This window comes from Propionivibrio sp. (assembly GCF_049316945.1).
Classification (GTDB): Bacteria; Pseudomonadota; Gammaproteobacteria; order Burkholderiales; family Rhodocyclaceae; genus Propionivibrio.
On record NZ_JBMOJE010000047.1, the window covers coordinates 17485 to 35131 of the forward strand.

At 60.8% G+C, this 17647-nt stretch carries 10 protein-coding genes; 5 read left to right on the forward strand and 5 right to left on the reverse strand.

The genetic code is table 11. From position 1 onward, the window contains the following. Positions 1-3 precede the first annotated feature (3 nt). Entirely contained in the window at positions 4-2745 is a 2742-nt protein-coding gene (locus ACOYNV_RS12315) for a response regulator (protein ID WP_422900077.1), read from the forward strand. Positions 2746-2986: 241 nt separating this feature from the next. Here ACOYNV_RS12315 and ACOYNV_RS12320 read toward each other — a convergent pair whose 3' ends face one another. The 3 genes from ACOYNV_RS12320 to ACOYNV_RS12330 form a co-directional block, all read right to left on the reverse strand. After that, positions 2987-3883 carry a DMT family transporter gene (locus ACOYNV_RS12320; protein ID WP_422900078.1) on the reverse strand — a complete coding sequence of 299 codons (897 nt, stop codon included), beginning with the start codon at positions 3881-3883 and terminating at the stop codon, positions 2987-2989. Continuing rightward, positions 3880-4596, reverse strand: a complete 717-nt coding sequence (locus ACOYNV_RS12325; RefSeq protein WP_422900079.1) for a hypothetical protein — start codon at positions 4594-4596, stop codon at positions 3880-3882. The genes ACOYNV_RS12320 and ACOYNV_RS12325 overlap by 4 nt, the downstream gene beginning before the upstream one ends. Before the next feature lie 134 nt (positions 4597-4730). Then, complete coding sequence (locus tag ACOYNV_RS12330) at positions 4731-6269, reverse strand: helicase HerA-like domain-containing protein (RefSeq protein ID WP_422900080.1); 1539 nt, start codon at positions 6267-6269, stop codon at positions 4731-4733. A 335-nt stretch (positions 6270-6604) separates the two neighbouring features. Here ACOYNV_RS12330 and ACOYNV_RS12335 point away from each other — a divergent pair, with 335 nt between their 5' ends. The 4 genes from ACOYNV_RS12335 to ACOYNV_RS12350 all read left to right on the forward strand — a co-directional run bounded on the left by ACOYNV_RS12335 (position 6605) and on the right by ACOYNV_RS12350 (position 14022). Then, positions 6605-7330 (forward strand): YebC/PmpR family DNA-binding transcriptional regulator, encoded by a 726-nt coding sequence (locus tag ACOYNV_RS12335; RefSeq protein ID WP_422900081.1) that lies wholly within the window; start codon positions 6605-6607, stop codon positions 7328-7330. A gap of 72 nt (positions 7331-7402) precedes the next feature. After that, the gene (locus ACOYNV_RS12340) at positions 7403-10783 is read left to right on the forward strand and encodes an SNF2-related protein (RefSeq protein ID WP_422900082.1); all 3381 of its coding nucleotides are present in this window, start codon (positions 7403-7405) and stop codon (positions 10781-10783) included. A 221-nt stretch (positions 10784-11004) separates the two neighbouring features. Then, positions 11005-11295, forward strand: a complete 291-nt coding sequence (locus ACOYNV_RS12345) for a putative quinol monooxygenase (protein WP_422900083.1) — start codon at positions 11005-11007, stop codon at positions 11293-11295. Between the two features lie 504 nt (positions 11296-11799). Continuing rightward, complete coding sequence (locus tag ACOYNV_RS12350; RefSeq protein WP_422900084.1) at positions 11800-14022, forward strand: DUF6600 domain-containing protein; 2223 nt, start codon at positions 11800-11802, stop codon at positions 14020-14022. Positions 14023-14280: 258 nt separating this feature from the next. Here ACOYNV_RS12350 and ACOYNV_RS12355 read toward each other — a convergent pair whose 3' ends face one another. Together ACOYNV_RS12355 and ACOYNV_RS12360 are read right to left on the reverse strand one after the other, a co-directional pair. Beyond that, the gene (locus ACOYNV_RS12355) at positions 14281-17223 is read right to left on the reverse strand and encodes a PAS domain S-box protein (RefSeq protein ID WP_422900085.1); all 2943 of its coding nucleotides are present in this window, start codon (positions 17221-17223) and stop codon (positions 14281-14283) included. Between the two features lie 100 nt (positions 17224-17323). Continuing rightward, positions 17324-17554, reverse strand: a complete 231-nt coding sequence (locus ACOYNV_RS12360; protein WP_422900086.1) for a hypothetical protein — start codon at positions 17552-17554, stop codon at positions 17324-17326. Positions 17555-17647 lie beyond the last annotated feature (93 nt).

The following is a 17647-nucleotide window of genomic DNA, read 5'->3' on the forward strand; positions in this document are numbered from 1 at the left end:
ACCATGGCCAGCCGGGAACTGCAGAGCACCAAGAGAACCAGCACGGCGTTGCTGGTGCTGTTCTTTGCCGGGTTCCTGGCGATTGTCGGCGTCACGGCGCTCATTTCGAGCCTGATCGAGGATTTGAATCGCCAGAGTGTCAATGAGCGTGCCCGGCTGTTCATAGGCGAGCAGATCGTCAACCACATCCGGGATATTCAGAGCCGCATCTATCAATTGGCGCCGACCTCAGGGGGAGCGGGTCAGCAACGGCTGATCAAGGCGATTCTCAACGATGCGGACAAACTGGAAGAACTCCTCTCGGTCTTGCAGAAGGGGGGCAAGGCCAGCCAGAGAATCGCCCTCAACATTGAGGGTCATGATGAAATGGTGCGCGAGGTGGAGTACACGCCGACGGCTGACGATCCCGCGTTTCTCCTCGAAATGATCGAGATTGGCCCGTTTATCGACCAGATACGCAAACTGACCGACGAAATCGCCGCGCTGCTTGTCACCCGCGACAACTGTCCGGCGCAAGATTTTGTTTGTTCGAAGAAAGCCACCGCCGAGGTCAAAGCGCGCTACAAGACCGCCCCCTCTTTCTTCTACCGGCTCAACGAAAACGCCAGTCGCCTGTTCTTCGATAGCGGCAACAACCTGAATCGTCTGGAAGAGCGCCTGTCAAATCAGCAGAAGAATCTGCGCCTGACACAGACCGGCGTGGTGTTGCTCGTCATCTTTTCGGTCATGGGCCTGGGCATCTTTTTCCTGCGACGGATCAACGCGGTGCAGACGCAGTTGCAGCAAGCCAAGGAGCTGGCCGAGGAAGCCAACGTCGCCAAGTCGCAGTTCCTGGCCAACATGAGCCACGAAATCCGCACTCCGCTCAACGGCATCATCGGCATGACCGGACTGGCGCTCGACACCACGCTGGATAGTCAGCAGAGAGAATACCTGGACATCGTCAAGTCTTCATCCGAAGCACTACTGACAGTGATCAACGACATTCTGGATTTTTCCAAGATCGAGGCCGGCAAGCTCAGTGTCGAGAACATCCCGTTCAACCTTCCCGCCTTGCTTGCCGACACGCTGCGAACGCTGGCCTTGCGGGCCAGCGAGAAACACCTGGAACTGGTCTGCGACATCGACCATCAAATACCCCCCCAGCTTCTCGGCGACCCCGGCAGGCTGCGGCAAATCTTGCTGAATCTGCTCGGCAACGCCATCAAATTTACCGGGAAGGGCGAAGTGGTTTTGCGCGCGCAGCGGATGGAGAGTACGCAAGAGGGTCGTTGCCGGATGGGCATTAGCGTCGAGGATACCGGTATCGGTATCGCGTCCGACAAGCTGTCGATGATTTTCGAAGCCTTTGCCCAGGAGGATGCGAGTACCACCCGACGCTATGGCGGAACCGGGCTTGGCCTGTCGATATCAAGCCGGCTCGTGGAGTTGATGGGCGGGAAAATTCGCGCCGAGAGCAAACTGGGCCAAGGCAGCCGCTTTGTCGTTGAGCTTGAATTGCCGGTCGTGGAAGGACAAAAGCCGCCGGAGTCCGGCAGCACCGTCCTGCTGACCGGATGCCGGGCACTGGTCGTCGATGACAACGCCACCAACCGCCTTGTTCTGGGTTCCAGCCTTGCCCAATGGGGCGTGCAAGTCAGCAATGCAGCCTGTGCGACGGAAGCGCTGGAGAAGGTTGCGGAATCAGAACCAGACTCCAGCTTCGACTTCATCCTGCTCGATACGCAAATGCCCGACATGGATGGTTATGCGCTTGCCCGGCACCACAGGGAAGCGGGTGTGCGGAGTACACCGCTGATCATGTTGACCTCCGCCGCCATCCGTGGCGACGCCGAAAAATGCCGTGATCTGGGCGTCAGCGCCTATTTTCCAAAACCGGTCGCGGCGAATGATTTGCATGCGGCAATTTGCCGCTTGCTGGGCAAGATATCGACACAGACTGAAACTGCCGTTCTGCTCACGCGGCACACCCTGCGGGAAGAACGGGCGACGCTGCAAATTCTTCTGGTTGAAGACAACGTCGTCAATCAGAAGCTGGCGGCGACCTTGCTGCGCAAACAGGGGCATCAGGTGACGATCGCAGCGAACGGCCAGGATGCACTCGATATCCTGGCTGCGCAGCCGTTCGACCTGGTCTTCATGGATATGCAGATGCCGGTCATGGGCGGGGTTGAGGCCACCCGGCTGTTCCGTGAGCTGGAAAGGAAGGAAAACCGGCAGCGGACGCCGGTCGTTGCGATGACGGCAAATGCCATGCAGTCCGACCGGGATGAATGCCTGAAAGCCGGCATGGACGATCATATTTCGAAGCCGATCAGTTCAGAGCAACTCAAGGCGTACCTGACAAAGTTTGCTGCCTCACTCCCGGCCATGTCCGGCGCAACTTTGCTCACTGAGGAGCCCTCGCCGCTGCAGATTCCTTCAGGCTATGACTATGCTGCGGCAATCGGCCGTGCCGACCAGGAGATTGTGGAGATCATCGCCGGGCTGTTCATCGAAACAGCACCCGGCCAGCTTTTGCAACTGAGGGAATTGCTGGGAGCCAGCAATATCAGCGAGACCTTGCGCCTGGCGCATACGCTAAAGGGTACCCTGGCAGCGTTCAACGCCGAGCCTGCGGTTCTTCTGGCAGGAGAAATCGAGCAACGCTGCAAACACGGGTCAATGGCGGGATGTCAGCCACTGGCGGTTTTGCTCGAACGGGAAGTGTTGTCGCTCAGCGCCAGCCTGAAACTGCTGGTTTGAAAGCACGGCACTGGCTGGAGAAACACCAGAATCTCCCCTTGAGTTCCAGCCATTTTGGCCCGACAGGCAACGCCTTCCAAGTCCAGCTGCTGGCATGCAATCCGCATGGATAGGCGCTGTACAGGCCATATGCCTGAAGACTGCCATATTCATTGGCTATCCGGCCTTGCACGCTGCAGAACGCCAATTGATGCGGCTTCCAGCGGGGGCGGTACTAATCTATCGAACCAACGCGCCGACTTCAGCGCCGTGAAACCAGCCAGACGCCGCTCAGGACCAGCACGGCACCGGCCATCTGGTACAGCGAGAGCGGTTCGCCGAGCAGCCACCAGCCGAAGAAGATGGTCAGCACCGGCCCCAGCGTGCCGATCAGCACGGCCTTGGCCGAGCCGATGCGGCGGATCGCTGCCGACTGCATGAATACCGGCAGCACCGTCGAGAACAGGGCCATTGCGGCGCCGCAGGCGTAGATCGGCAGCGGTTGAATGAGCGCTGAAAACGGTTGCGCGATGAAGAAGTGCAGTTGCGTTGCCGCCGTCGATACCAGCATGGCCAGCGCCGTGAAGCGTGCCGAGCCGAGGCGCTGGATCATCGGCCCGCTGCCGGCGAGGTAAAAGGCGTAGGACAGCGACGAGGCGAAGATGAAGGCGGCGCCGACCAGGACGGTGGCCATCTCGCCGGCCACTTGCAGGTCATGCGCGAAGGCGAGGCCGATGCCGGCATACGAGAGCAGCAGCGAAACCACTTCACGCCGATGCAGCGTCTTGCCCATGAACAGAACCGTGATCAGGATGGTCAGCGTCGGGTAGGTGAACAGGATCAGGCGCTCCAGCCCGGCGGTGATGTAACGCAGACCAATAAAGTCGAACAGGCTGGCGCCGTAGTAACCGAGCAGGCCAAGCGCAACGAGCATGCCCCAGTCGCGCCGGGTCAATGGCGGTGCGGCGCGGCTGGAAACGAAGCCGATCCAGAGGAAGGCCGGCAGCGAAAAGACCATGCGCAGGGAAAGCAGCGTCACCGGATCGACCGGTGCTGCCGCATAGGCCAGCTTGACGAAAATCGCCTTGAAGGAAAAACCGAGCGCGGCGAGGATGGCCAGCGCCACGCCGAGACGTTCGGCTGACCAGTAGTGCTTCAATTGCTCGAACCGGGCTTGATGACCCCGCGCCAGCGCCACAACCAGCGCCCGCCCCAGAGCACGCCGGCGATCATCATCAGGGTGCCGATATGATGCGCGGTGGCGCCCCAGGCATGGGCGTTCTTGATGGCGCCAAGTCGTCCGAGCAAATAGATCCAGTCATGCGGGCCGTCTTCACCGGTATGGCCGCCGAGGAGGATCAGTTGCGGATTGAGCGAATCCCAGATGTAGGGCGCCACATCGACCAGGCTGGCGCCTGCCCACCACAGACAGATGGCCGCGCCGAAAGCGTCACGCTGGCGCCACAGGAAGGCGGCGCCAATGCCAAGCGGCAAGGCCACCTGAAACAGGCTGCCACCGAGAATGGCCAGAAACTCGCCAAATGGCATGAAGAACACATGGCCCGCCTCGTGGATCGGCAGCACGATGTTGTGCATGAACGAGCCGCCGATCTCGCCCTCGCCGTAATCCATCGCTGCCAGGCGAATGCCCCAGAGCGCCACAAAAACCAGCGCGATGGCACGACCGTAGTAACTGAGCGAATCGGGAGCCTCAGCCGGAACAACCAAGGGGTGGATTTCTTCGGGCGGAAGCGCCTCCGCCACTACGTTCCACTTGTGGAACCAGATGCCGCATCGGGGGCAATCGGATTCCTCGGCCCGAGGCGGATCAAAACGTGCGTCGCACTTCGGGCAGCGGTAGATCACGGTCATAAGTGAGTTGAAGACACAGGTTGTTTAGAAACACCGCTTTGCATCGTCATTCCGGGCTTGACCCGGAATCCAGAGGGGCACAACTGGATTCCGGGTCAAGCCCGGAATGACGGAATTTTTTAGGTGCCGGCCTGTTAGCGGCGGCGAGAACCGCCGAGAATCGAGCCGAGCACGCCGCGAATGATTTCCCGTCCGACTTGCGAGCCGATGGCGCGGGCGGCGCTCTTGGCCGCCGCTTCCATAACCGAATCGCCGCCCTTGTTGCGTCCGCCGCTGCCGGAACTACCGCCAAGGAGGTCGCCTAATCCACCTAATCCGCCGAACCAGCCGCCGCCGGAAGCCGGTGCCGACTCTGCAGTTGGTAACGGCATTGGAGCCGGTGTCGGAACTGCGCTGGCCTGCGGCTTGCCTTTAAGCTTCTCGTAAGCCGACTCACGATCCAGCGTTTTTTCGTAAACGCCATAGACCAGCGAGGCCTTGATCACGGCTTGCCGCTCCTCTGCCGTCAGCGGCCCGATGCGTGAGGCCGGGGGCAGGATGAAAACGCGCTCGACCACATTCGGCCTGCCCTTTTCGTCGAGAAAGGAAACCAGCGCTTCGCCAACGCCGAGTTCGGTAATCACCGCCGCCGCGTCGAAGGCGGGATTGGGGCGCAGGGTATCGGCAGCCGTTTTCACTGCCTTCTGGTCGCGTGGCGTAAAGGCGCGCAGCGCATGCTGCACGCGGTTGCCAAGTTGGCCGAGCACGCTGTCGGGAATGTCCAGCGGGTTCTGCGTCACGAAATAGACGCCGACGCCCTTCGAGCGGATCAGCCGCACCACCTGTTCGATCTTCTCGAGCAGCGCCGGTGGCGCTTCGTTGAACAGCAGGTGCGCCTCGTCGAAGAAAAACACCAGTTTCGGCTTGTCCACATCGCCGACTTCGGGCAACTGCTCGAACAGCTCGGACAGCAGCCAGAGCAGGAAGGTCGAGTACAGGCGCGGCGACGACATCAGCTTGTCGGCAGCGAGAATATTGACCACACCTTGGCCGTTGTCGGTCTGCATCAGATCGTTGATGTCGAGCATCGGCTCGCCGAAAAAGGCCTCGCCGCCCTGCTCGCCCAGCGTCAGCAAACCACGCTGGATGGCGCCGATGGACGCCGCCGAGACATTGCCGTATTCGGTGGTAAAGGATTTGGCGTTCTCGCCAACGTGCTGCACCATGGCGCGCAGATCCTTGAGGTCGAGCAGCAGCAGGCCGTTGTCGTCGGCGATCTTGAACACCAGTTGCAGCACGCCGGCCTGCGTATCGTTGAGGTTGAGCAAGCGCGCCAGCAGGATTGGCCCCATGTCCGAAATCGTGGCCCGTACCGGATGCCCCTGCTCGCCGGTCACATCCCAGAAAGCAGTCGGGAATCTGGTCGGCAGCCAGTCGCTGACCGCCAGCGATTCGAGCCGCTGCTTGAGCTTGGGGCTCTCGATGCCGGGAGCCGCCAGGCCGGAAAGGTCGCCTTTGACGTCGGACATGAACACCGGCACGCCGATGCTGGAAAAGCGTTCGGCCAGCACTTGCAGGGTAATCGTCTTGCCGGTTCCGGTGGCGCCGGTAATCAGCCCATGGCGGTTGGCCAGCGCCGGCAACAGCGCCGCTTCGGTATTATTTTGCCTGGCAACGATAAGGGGTTCGGTCATGAGTCACTCCGTTAAAAAGGGGCGGTCGAGAGATGTTAAAATGTGCGGCTTGATTATCCTAGAAAAAGCAATTGACCACAGCGAACACGGCGAACACAGCGGAAAAACAATGACTTGCAATGTTTGGATGAATCCCCCTTTGGGTGATCCACGAAATCCCGAAAAAAACTGAACGTCCAAGAGTATTTGCTTCGCAGTAGCTTTTCGTTGTGCCCGCCGTGTCGCCGTGGTTTGAATTACGGTTTCTAGAATTACCAACCGATTTTATCAACTATCTGCAGCAGTCTTCGATGTTCCGAGGTCTGCCGTAAACGCTGGACAGAGAAGAGGTTAGCATGGCCGGACATTCGAAATGGGCAAACATCCAGCACCGTAAAGGGCGCCAGGATGAGAAGCGCGGCGCAACGTTCTCCAAGATCGCCAAGGAAATCACCGTGGCCGCCAAGATGGGCGGCGGCGATGCCGGGTTCAACCCGCGCTTGCGTCTGGCAATCGACAAGGGCAAGGGCGTCAACATGCCCAAGGACAAGATCGACAACGCCATCAAGAAGGGCACCGGCGAACTCGAAGGCGTCGATTACATCGAGATCCGCTACGAAGGCTATGGCATCGGTGGTGCCGCCGTGATGGTCGACTGCCTGACCGACAACCGCACGCGCACCGTCGCCGAAGTCCGCCACGCCTTCAACAAGTACGGCGGCAATATGGGTACCGACGGCTGCGTGGCCTTTCAGTTTACTCATTGCGGCCAGCTGCTGTTTGCGCCCGGCACCGATGAAGCCAGGCTGATGGACGCCGCCATCGAGGCCGGCGCCGATGACGTGCTGACCAACGACGACGGCTCGATCGAAGTCATCACCCCGCCCAACGACTACCTGAGCGTCAAGGAAGCCCTTGAAGCCGCCGGCTTTAGCGCCGAGTTCGGGCAAGTGACGATGAAGGCCGAGAACGAAACCGAACTGACCGGCAATGACGCGGATCGTATGCAGAAGCTGATCGACGTGCTCGAAAGCCTCGACGATGTGCAAGAGGTTTACACCAATGTGGTGATCGACGAGTAGTTCGTCGAACCACCCATGAACGGTGCTGCGGCACCGTTTTTTCGTTCAATTCCAGCACCGGAAACCTTCGCCATGCACTCGCCAACCAGCCGTTACACCTTGCAGGATATTGAGAATTTTTTTGAGAAAGACGTGATGCAAGACGCCATTTTCGAAATCCCGAAAATCGCCAAGGCTGAAATGGAAGGCAATCATATCTGGTGCGAAATCCGCAAGTCGGGTTTTCGCAACATTGAGGTCGACATCTATTTTGGCGAAACTTCGGCCCATGGCCCGTCCAGGCTGACCATCGACAGCATCTGCACTTGTCCTGAAGAGGAATACTGCAAGCACGCCGCCGCCGTGCTGCTCCACATGCTCGAACAACGTGGCGGGTCGGCGGCCCTGTGGGACGCCTCGCCCGCATCAAACTCGGTGCCCTCGCCGAACCGCTGGGCGCTGACACAGTGGGTGGACACCCTGCGCCAGGCCAGCCTGACTGCCGCCAAAAAGCCGAAAACCAAAGCCAAAGCCAAGGCCACGCAGGCGATTTATTACCTCGTCGGCTACTCGGGCTACTATGGGGATTTTTCCATCAGGACGATCAAGGGCCGCATCGACCCTGCCGCGCCGCTAAAGCGCAGCACGTCGGATTGGTGCAATGCCGAGCGCGCCCTGCTGGCACCGCCACTGTTCACAGACGACAGCGACCTAGACATTTTCCGCCTGATGCTGAAGGTCTGCGGCAAAGGCCAGCTCGGCGACTGCGCTCCGCTGGCCGGCAAGAATGGCGCATCGCTGTTGGCGGCGGCGCTGGCCAGCGGTCGCTGTTATTTCTGCGCGGAGGTGAGCGCACCGCACACCGGCGCACTCATTCCGCTACGCAGCGGCCCCGCCCGCCCCGGCGAGATCACCTGGCAAGCCAACAGGCGCCAGCAGATCGTCCCGCGCCTCCTCACCCAGCCGCCGTCGAGCACCCTGCTCCTTTTCGAACCGCCATGCTACATCGACCCGGAAACCGGCGAAGCCGGCACGGTCGAAACTAAAACCGCTCCGGCCCTGCTGTACGCCCTGTTCCGGCTGCCGCCGCTCGATCCCGGCGACTTGCCGCTGGTCACCAGCGCGCTGGCCGAAATCGCCCCCGACATTCCGCCGCCCAACACCGACGCCGTCAGCCACCTGCGCCAGATCGACGAACCTTTGCACGCCATCGTCACCCTGCACACGCTGCGTTGCTGGGCGGTCTACAAGCATCGCAAGTACGCCGGCACCTTCAATAATGGCTATTACGACTACGCCGAAATCGATTTTGCTTACGGCGAGGCGAAGATGTCGGCGCACGACCCGCAGGACTACGTCACCGTCAACGGCGGCGAAACCGTTCGTGTACTACGCAAGCCCGAGCAGGAAAAAGCGCAACTGGCCTTTCTCGTCAGCCTTGGTTTCATGCCGATCTCGCCGGGCTGGGTTTCCGTTTCCGGCGGTTTTGCCAAGGCCGCCTACGGGCTGGAAAGCGAAGCCGTCTGGGCCGGATTCTCCGCCGAACTGGCGCCCAGGCTGCGCGCGGCCGGCTGGCAGGTGGTGATTCCCGGCGAGTTTCGCCACCATGTGCTGACCGTCGAATCCTGGGAGGCTGAACTCTCGGAGACTGAAAACGGCTGGTTCGGGCTGGACATGGGCATCGTCGTGGACGGCCAGCGCCTGCCGCTGGCGCCACTGCTGCACAGCCTGTTTCGCAGCGACGGGCGCTGGCTCGACGGCGAACGCATTGCGCACATTGCCGACGACGAACTTATCGAGTTGCAAGGCCCGCAAGGCGGGCGCCTGCGCATTGTCGCCGAACGTATCAAACCGCTGGCGCGTACGCTGATCGACCTGTTCGACGGCCCGTCCGGAGAACAAACACTGCGTTTGCCACGTGCCGATGCGGCGCGCCTGACCGCGCTCGGCGATCTGCCGGGGTGGACGGTCCACGGTACGCACGCCGCCAGCGAACTGGCTCGCCGCCTGCAAGGCGCCGGCGGCACGCACACGGCGAGCGCACCGCAAGGCCTGGCGATGACGTTGCGCCCCTATCAGCTCGATGGGCTTGGCTGGCTGCAGTATCTGCGCGAGAACGAACTCGGCGGCATTCTGGCCGACGACATGGGGCTCGGCAAAACGGCGCAAACGCTCGCCCACTTGCTGATCGAGAAGGAAGCCGGCCGCCTCGACAAGCCGGCGCTGGTGATCATGCCGACCTCGCTGATCTTCAACTGGAAGCGCGAAGCCGAACGTTTCGCCCCCGGCTTGTCGGTGCTCTCGCTGCACGGCCCGAGCCGCGCCGAACGTTTTGCGGCGATCCCGGAACATGACGTCTGCCTGACCACCTACCCGCTGCTCTGGCGCGACCAGGAAATCCTCGGCGCACAGGATTATCATTTGCTGATTCTCGACGAAGCGCAACTGATCAAGAATTCCGCCAGCCAGGCGGCGCAGGTGGTGCGCCAGTTCCGCGCCGCACATCGCCTGTGCCTGACCGGAACGCCGCTGGAAAACCACCTCGGCGAACTGTGGGGGCTGTTCGACTTCCTGATGCCCGGTTTTCTTGGCGACAGCAAACACTTCACCAGCACCTGGCGCACACCGATCGAAAAGCAGGGCAGCAATTTGCGCCGGACGCTGCTGGCGCGCCGCATCAAACCCTTCATGCTGCGTCGCAAGAAGGACGAAGTGGCCAAGGAGTTGCCGGAAAAAACCATCATCGTGCGCACCGTCGAGCTCGACGGCGGCCAGCGCGACCTGTACGAAACGGTGCGCAGCGCGATGGATGCCCGGGTGCGCGAGGAGATTGCCAGCAAAGGCTTTGCGCGCAGCCAGATCGTCATCCTCGACGCCCTGCTCAAGCTGCGCCAAGTCTGCTGCGACCCGCGCCTGGTCAAGATCGACGCCGCCAAAAAGGTCAAGGAACGGGCCAAGCTCGATCTGCTGATGGACATGCTGCCGGAGATGGTCGAAGAAGGCCGGCGCGTCCTGCTCTTCTCGCAATTCACCTCGATGCTCGACCTGATCGCCGAGCAACTGACGGCACGCAAGATCGAATTCGTCACCCTGACCGGCAGCACCACCGACCGCGAAACGCCGATCCGCCGCTTCCAGGCCGAAGAGGTTCAGATTTTCCTGATCAGCCTGAAAGCCGGCGGCACCGGCCTCAACCTGACCGCCGCCGATACCGTCATCCACTACGACCCGTGGTGGAACCCGGCGGTCGAGAACCAGGCCACCGACCGCGCCCACCGCCTTGGCCAGACCAAGAAAGTCTTCGTCTACAAACTCGTCGTGGCCGGCAGCATCGAGGAAAAAATCCTCGCCTTGCAGGAGAAAAAGGCCGAACTGGCCGCCGGAATCCTCTCGGAAGATCACGAGGGCAGCGTCAAGTTCAGCGACTCCGACCTCGCCGCGCTGCTCGAACCGATTCCGGACAAGGGCGCTTGAACGGTGCAAAATGCATTTTCAACTTAGAAAAGGCAGTTGACCACGGCGAACACGGCGAACACAGAGGAAAAACAATGAGTTGCAATGTTTTCATGATTCACCCTTTAGATGAATCATGAAATCCTGAAAAACTGAGGCTTTTCGCTGTGCCCGCCGTGTCGCCGTGGTTTGATCTGCGGCTTTCAGGTTCATTCAACCTGCCACATCAACAAGGAAACTCCATGAACACGACTTTATTTGTAATCGCCACCATCACCGCCAAACCCGATCAAGCTCAACCGGTGCGTGCCGCCATCGATCTGATCGTGCCGCCGACGCGGGCTGAAGATGGCTGCATACGTTATGACTTCCTGGTCGACAACAACAATGACCATCGATTTGTGATTCAGGAGCAATGGCGGAACAAGGCGGCGCTTGAGGCGCACATGCTCACGGCGCATTTCAAGGCGCTTGTCGAAAGCATTGGGTCATTGGCCGCTATCGAGATTTCCGAGTTGAGTTTGCTGGTTTGAATCGCGGCGCCTATCTGCGCACCGGGCTTGCAGAGCTACCGCCCTACAATGCCCGTCAATAGGCGATCACAGGATGTAATGTTTAAAGAACCGCATGGATATTGGCTTTCACGGCATCACACATCAAGATGCCCGTACTGCGCGCCTTGCAGGCCGGCCCCAAACAAGGAATGGCCAGGCTTGGGTAAGACATACGCACTATCACGGCTGAGAGCCTGTGAAAAAATCAAAAATCCACCGCAAAGCCGCAAAGCCGCAAAGCCGCAAAGGGGCAAAGAAAACGCGAAGGAACCCGCTTGTTTGCAAAGGGTTTTCTTTGCGAAACCTTTGCTCCTTTGCGCCTCTGCGGTGGGGGCTAGGTATTTTTTCACAGCCTCTGAGTACACGCCATCCCCGTAATCAAATGTGACAAAGTATTTCCGCCGTCAGACGAAACGCCGTCTCGCACGTTGATTGGTTCTACAGGCAGATTGAATGCCTGTTTGAACAAACTGGACGGAAAAAATGCACAACTCGCTTTCCCCCCCGCGCCTCTGGCGCAGCTTGCTTGCCCTGCTGGCTGGCGTTCTTTTTTTTGCCGTGCCGGCCCAGGCTGATCCGGCCGGCCGCATTGGCCGCATCGCCTGGTTGTCAGGCGACGTAAATCTGTACAACCCGGGCACTGGCGAGTCGTACAGCGCTCCGCTCAACCAGCCGCTGACCAGCGGCGACATCCTGAGCATCGATGCCAACTCCCGTGCCGAGATACAGATCGGCTCGATGACCGTACGCCTCGACATGGGTAGCGTTCTGGAACTTGACCGGATCGACGATGAGCAGGTTCGCCTTTTTCTGAACTCGGGCCGGGCCATCGTCAACTTGCCATCGCGTGAGGCCGTGGGCGACTTCGAACTGGGCACCCGCATCGGCCAATTCAGCGCACGCGACACCGGGATCTACCGCTTCGACGCCGAATCCAACAGCGCCAGCGGCACGGCGTACTACGGCCGCCTGCATTTCGAGGCCAGCGACAGCGCACTCGATATCGCCGCCGGTCAAAGTGCCGCATTCTGGAATGCGGGGCAGACACGCTATCGCCTGACGACCGCCATCAATGACGACTTCACCCAGTGGAGCGCCGCACGCGACCAGCGCCGGACATCGAACAACTACGCGCGCTACGTCTCTCCCGAAATGACCGGCGCCGAAGACCTCGATGCCTACGGCAACTGGTCGGAGAACCCCGAATACGGCGCCATCTGGACTCCGCGCGCCGTTGCCGCCGACTGGGCGCCGTACCGTAGCGGTCACTGGGTCTGGATTGCGCCCTGGGGCTGGAACTGGGTGGGCGATGAGCCGTGGGGCTTTGCGCCCTTCCACTACGGTCGCTGGGTGCAGCATCGCGGCGCGTGGGGCTGGGTTCCGGGCACGCGCATTGCACGACCGGTATATGCACCAGCCATGGTGGCCTGGATTGGAACCCCCGGCCTGGCCCCATCGTTGGCCATCGGCGCGCGGCCAACGGTGGGCTGGTTCCCGCTCGCCCCGCACGAGGTCTATATACCGGCCTATCGCAGCAGCCCGAACCATATACGCAGCATCAACAGTTCGCACGTTCCGCACATCGCCAACGTGAACATCATTGCCAGCAACCCGCAGGCCGTGATTCAGCAAACGCGTTACGCTCACCGCGAACTGCCGCAGGCGGTGACGGTAGTGCCTGCCGATGTTGTTACGCACCGCCGTCCGGTCGCCCGTGAGGTAATTTCTCACAGAGATCAGCGTGGCATGCGTGATCAACCTGTCCAGGCCGCCGCTCCGGTTTCAGTACCGCAGACCGAAACACGAGGCCGGCAGGAGCGCCAGGATCGCCCAAGCCAACCCTCTGCCCGGCCGGGGCGTGAGCCACAAGCGCCGGCTGTTGCTCCGCAACGGAACGAACGGCCGGTGCCTGAGAGTGCCCACGCAGTACCTTCGCCAAGATCCGAGCCGGTTGAATCTCGCCGTCAGGAAAGTGCCGTCCCGCTTCCAGTTCAGGTCGAACGACGGAACCCGCAGGATCGACCAAGCCAGCCTTTTGGTCGTCGCGAGCGGGAGCAACCAGAACCGACGGTGGCCACTCCGGCCACGCCAAGAAACCGGGATGCCGCCATTCCTCAGACACTGGCGCCAGCACCACAAGCCCCGGTGGCCGTTCCGCAACGAATGGAAAAGCCAGTGCCTGAGAGCGTCCGCGCAGTACCTCCGCCCAGATCCGAGCCGGTTGAATCTCGCCGTCAGGAAAGTGCCGCCCCGATTTCAACTCAGGTCGAACGACGGAACCCGCAGGATCGCGCAAGCCAGCCTTTTGCTCGCCGCGATCGGGAGCAATCAGAGCCGAGGGTGGCCACTCCGGCGGCACCAAGAAACCGGGAAGCCGTCATTCCTCAGGCAGTGGCACCAGTGCCACAAGCCCCGGCGGTCGTGCCGCATCGTATGGAAAGGTCAATGCCTGAAACCGTGCGGCCGACGCCACAGGCCAGGCCCGAGCCGGCACCGCAGCAGGTGATTCGACCGGCCCCGGCCGTACGTGTTGAAGCGCCGCCACCGGTTGTGCGCGAAACACGCCGTGAAGCTCCGCGAGAAGTCAGTCGCCCGGCCGAACCACGCCCCGAGGCAAGAACGCAGCGCGCCGACGATCGCCAGCGCCCGGCTCCGGAAGAAAAATCGCCGCAGCGACATGGTCGGGGCGACGAGGAAAAACGCTGAAGCAGGCCAGCGACGACCTGAAGGACGATAACTTCACCTGAGAGGTTGTGAAAATATCAAAAATCCACCGCAAAGCCGCAAAGGAGCAAAGAAAACGCAGAGGAGCCCCATTGTTTTTTTTTAAAGGTTTTCTCTGCGAAACCTCTGCGTCTTTGCGTCTCTGCGGTGGGTGTTCCGGCATTTTTTCACATACTCTGAGGGCGGCTCTCGTCAACCGCCTTGAGCACGGCGTGGCCGTCAGCCAGAAAATGTGCAATTTCACGGCCCCCTACGTTCCGCCACTTCATTTATGAAGGCCTGCAAGGCTTCAATCTGCAGCGGTTTGTAATGCACCGCGATGCCCCGGTCGGCCATGCTGCGGATCAGCGCCGGATCGGTATCACCAGTTAACAGGAGCGCCGGCAGGTCGTCGCCAAAAATCTTCCTGGCCGCCTCGATCACGTCGAATCCGGTTTCGCTGTCAGCCAGACGATAATCCGAGATCACGATATCCGGTCGACGCCCGCCCAGGCGGCCGACGAATTCCGCGCCGGTCGTTGCCGCCACCACGTCATGGCCGGCATTCTCCAGTGCAAGAACCAGCGCCTGAAGTACTTCAGCATTGTCTTCAACCACACCGATCCGGAGCACTCTGGGGGCTGTTCGACGGGGCAAAATCTGCGTCGGAGCAACCGCCCGGCCCGGCGGGAGTTCTATGGCGAACATCGAGCCACGACCTGGCCGTGAGCGCAGGCGGATCTGCAGGCCGAGCAATTTCGCCGTCTTGGCCACGATCGCCAGACCCAGGCCGCTGCCCCGGTTTCGCGCAGCATCCCCGAGTTGCCTGAACTCTTCAAAAACAAGCTCGGTCTGGTCCTTGGCAATGCCGATGCCGGTATCCCAGACTTCAACCCACTGCTTGCCTTGATGGCGCCGGCAGGCGACCAGCACGCCGCCCTGCCTGGTGTAGTGAATGGCATTGTCCACCAGGTTGCCGATTACGCGGATCGCCAACTTCAGATCGGTACGGGCAAACGCGCCGGAGAATCGAAAGCGCAGGCGCAGACCTTTTTCTCGGGCCGGCCCGGAATAGACGGAAAAGAGGATGTCGAGCAGATCATCAATGGCAAAGTCGGACGGCGTGGGGATGACCACGCCGGCGTCCAGTTTGCTCACGTCGAGCAGATCGGTCAGCAGACTGGACAGGCTGTCGGCGCACAACTGGATGCGCCCCACCAGTTCGACGCTGTCCGGCGAAATCTTGCTCTTCAGCACGCCGACATAGAGCGAGAGCGCCGCGAGAGGCTGGCGCAGGTCGTGGCTGGCCGCAGCCAGGAAGCGCGACTTCGAGTGATTGGCCGTTTCCGCCTGTTGCCGTGCCGCGCTCAGTTCGACGGTGCGCGCTTGCACCAGTTCTTCGAGGTGGTGCCGGTGCTGTTCGAGTTCGGCTTTCGCCTGCTTGCGCAGGTCAATGTCCTCGACCACGGCAATCAGTATGCCGGGCAAAGCGTCGCTGATTCTGACCAGGGCGGCAGTGGCCCGGATCCAGACCAGACTGCCGTCCTTGCGCACATAACGCTTCTCGGTCGAATAGGACTGAATCTCGCCCGCCTGCAACCGGCGCACGGTTTCCACGCTCGCCTCCAGGTCATCCGCGAAGGTGATGCCCTGGAAGGTGAGCGCCATCAGTTCAGCTTGGGTATAGCCGACCATCGCGCACAGCCGGCGGTTGACCTTGAGCCAGCGGCCATCGCTAGCCACCATGCCGATGCCCATGGCCGCCTGTTCAAAGGTGGCCTGGAAGAGCGCTTCGCTGGTGCTCAGCGCCTGCTGGGCAAGCACTTGCCGGGTGATGTCCTGGACCGTGCCGACGCCCGATTCAGGATGGCCCTGGGCGTCGAAGTCGAGCACGGCCTGCTGGCGCACCCACTTGACCTGTTCGCCGACCGCGATGCGATGGGTGATGTCGTAGCCAGACCCCATCAGGGCGGCTTGCCAGGCGGCATTGACCGCCACGCGATCCTCGGGGTGGACTATAGACAGAAAGCCATCATAGGAAAGCGCTGCGTTTTTGGTCAGGCCGAAAATCCGGTACGTTTCGTCCGACCATTCAAGCTTGTTGCGGATCAGATCGAAATGCCAGCTCCCGATATGGGCAACCTGCTGCGCATTGTTGAAGCGGTCCTCGCTCAGCCTGAGCATTTGCTCGCGCGTCTCGCCGTGTGCCAGCAGGCGCAGCAGAAAACCGCCGACCAGCAGCGACAGGAACAGGTAGCCGAAATCCATGGCTGCGGTCTGGTACGCCTCGGCACGCCAGTTGCTCAGGTAGTCGTCGCTGGCCAGGCCGACAAGAACGATCATCGGTGCATTGCCCAGACGATTGAAAGTGATGGTGCGCAGCACGCCGTCCGAATTAACCAGACTAAAGTAGGTCGCCGAGTCAACGCCGGAGGCGGCGAGCTGCTGGAGCTTGGTCGATACGAAACTATCGCCGACCTGTCCGCCCGGCAGGTCGGTGATCGGCGGGGAGCGGGCAATCAGACCGAGACCGGCATCGCGCAAGGCGATTGCGCCGCCCTGATCGAGATCGAAGCCGGACAGCAGCCGGGTGAAATAGTCGACGGTGATCGAAGCGGAAATGATCCCGGCAAAGCGTCCGTCGGCATGGTTGTAGCGTCGAGCGAAGCCGACGATGTGCTGCTTGGTGATGCGCCCCATGCGCGGCCCGGAAATCTGCAGGGCGCCGTCGGCATGGTCGCGCAAGTAGATGAAATACTCGCGGTCAGCCCAGCTAAGGCGGTCATTCTTGTTCACCTCTTTGCCAAGGATGATCAGGCCCTCGGCATTCGCTACGCGAAAAGTATCGACCTCGGGCAAGCGCTGCTCCTGCGTGCTCAGGTACGCCGTCATGGCCTGTTCATCGATGCCTTTGCTGGCGAGCAGACGTTCGAGTTCGTCGGCTACCGAGCGCAAGGCCAGATCGACTTTTTCGATGCGGCTGGAAAGGTTTTGCTCAACCGCGCTGGCGATGTTCTGGCTCAGCGTCCGGGCGCGCAGTTCGTATTGCTGCCGGCTGTGCAGCAAAAAATACCAGGAAAGCCCGAACACGGCGACGTTGCTGATGACCAGAATCAGGATCACCAGTCCGCGCAAATGCCGCGATGACATCGTTGGCAATCCGGTTTCCGGAAGCGGCGTGGCGGGATGTCCAAAGATAGTCACTGCACGTCTCCTCGAGGTTCTCATCGTCCGGCAAGATTTGTTGCGTATGCGCCACCACGGTGCGAAAGAAGGCACTTCCGTACGTTATGCGGACAAGGTATCACGAGGCGTTGTTGAATAAATCGAAAATATCGGCCATCAGTCGGTAAATTGGCATGATGGGGATCGATTTCTCCGCCAAAGACAGCCTGTGCCCTACAAACATAACGAGAATCGCCGCCACAAATTCACCAAGCCCAATTGCAAGGCGACCAACTGGCCCGAATACAACGAGGCATTGCGTCGACGCGGCGACATCACGATCTGGTTTTCGGCAGAGGCCGTCAATCAATGGCGTCCAGCCAAGACAGGTCGATGGGAGACGATAATATTCAGACTTCCTGATCCAGTCCGTATTTATTCAGTATTTATAGGAAATTAGTTT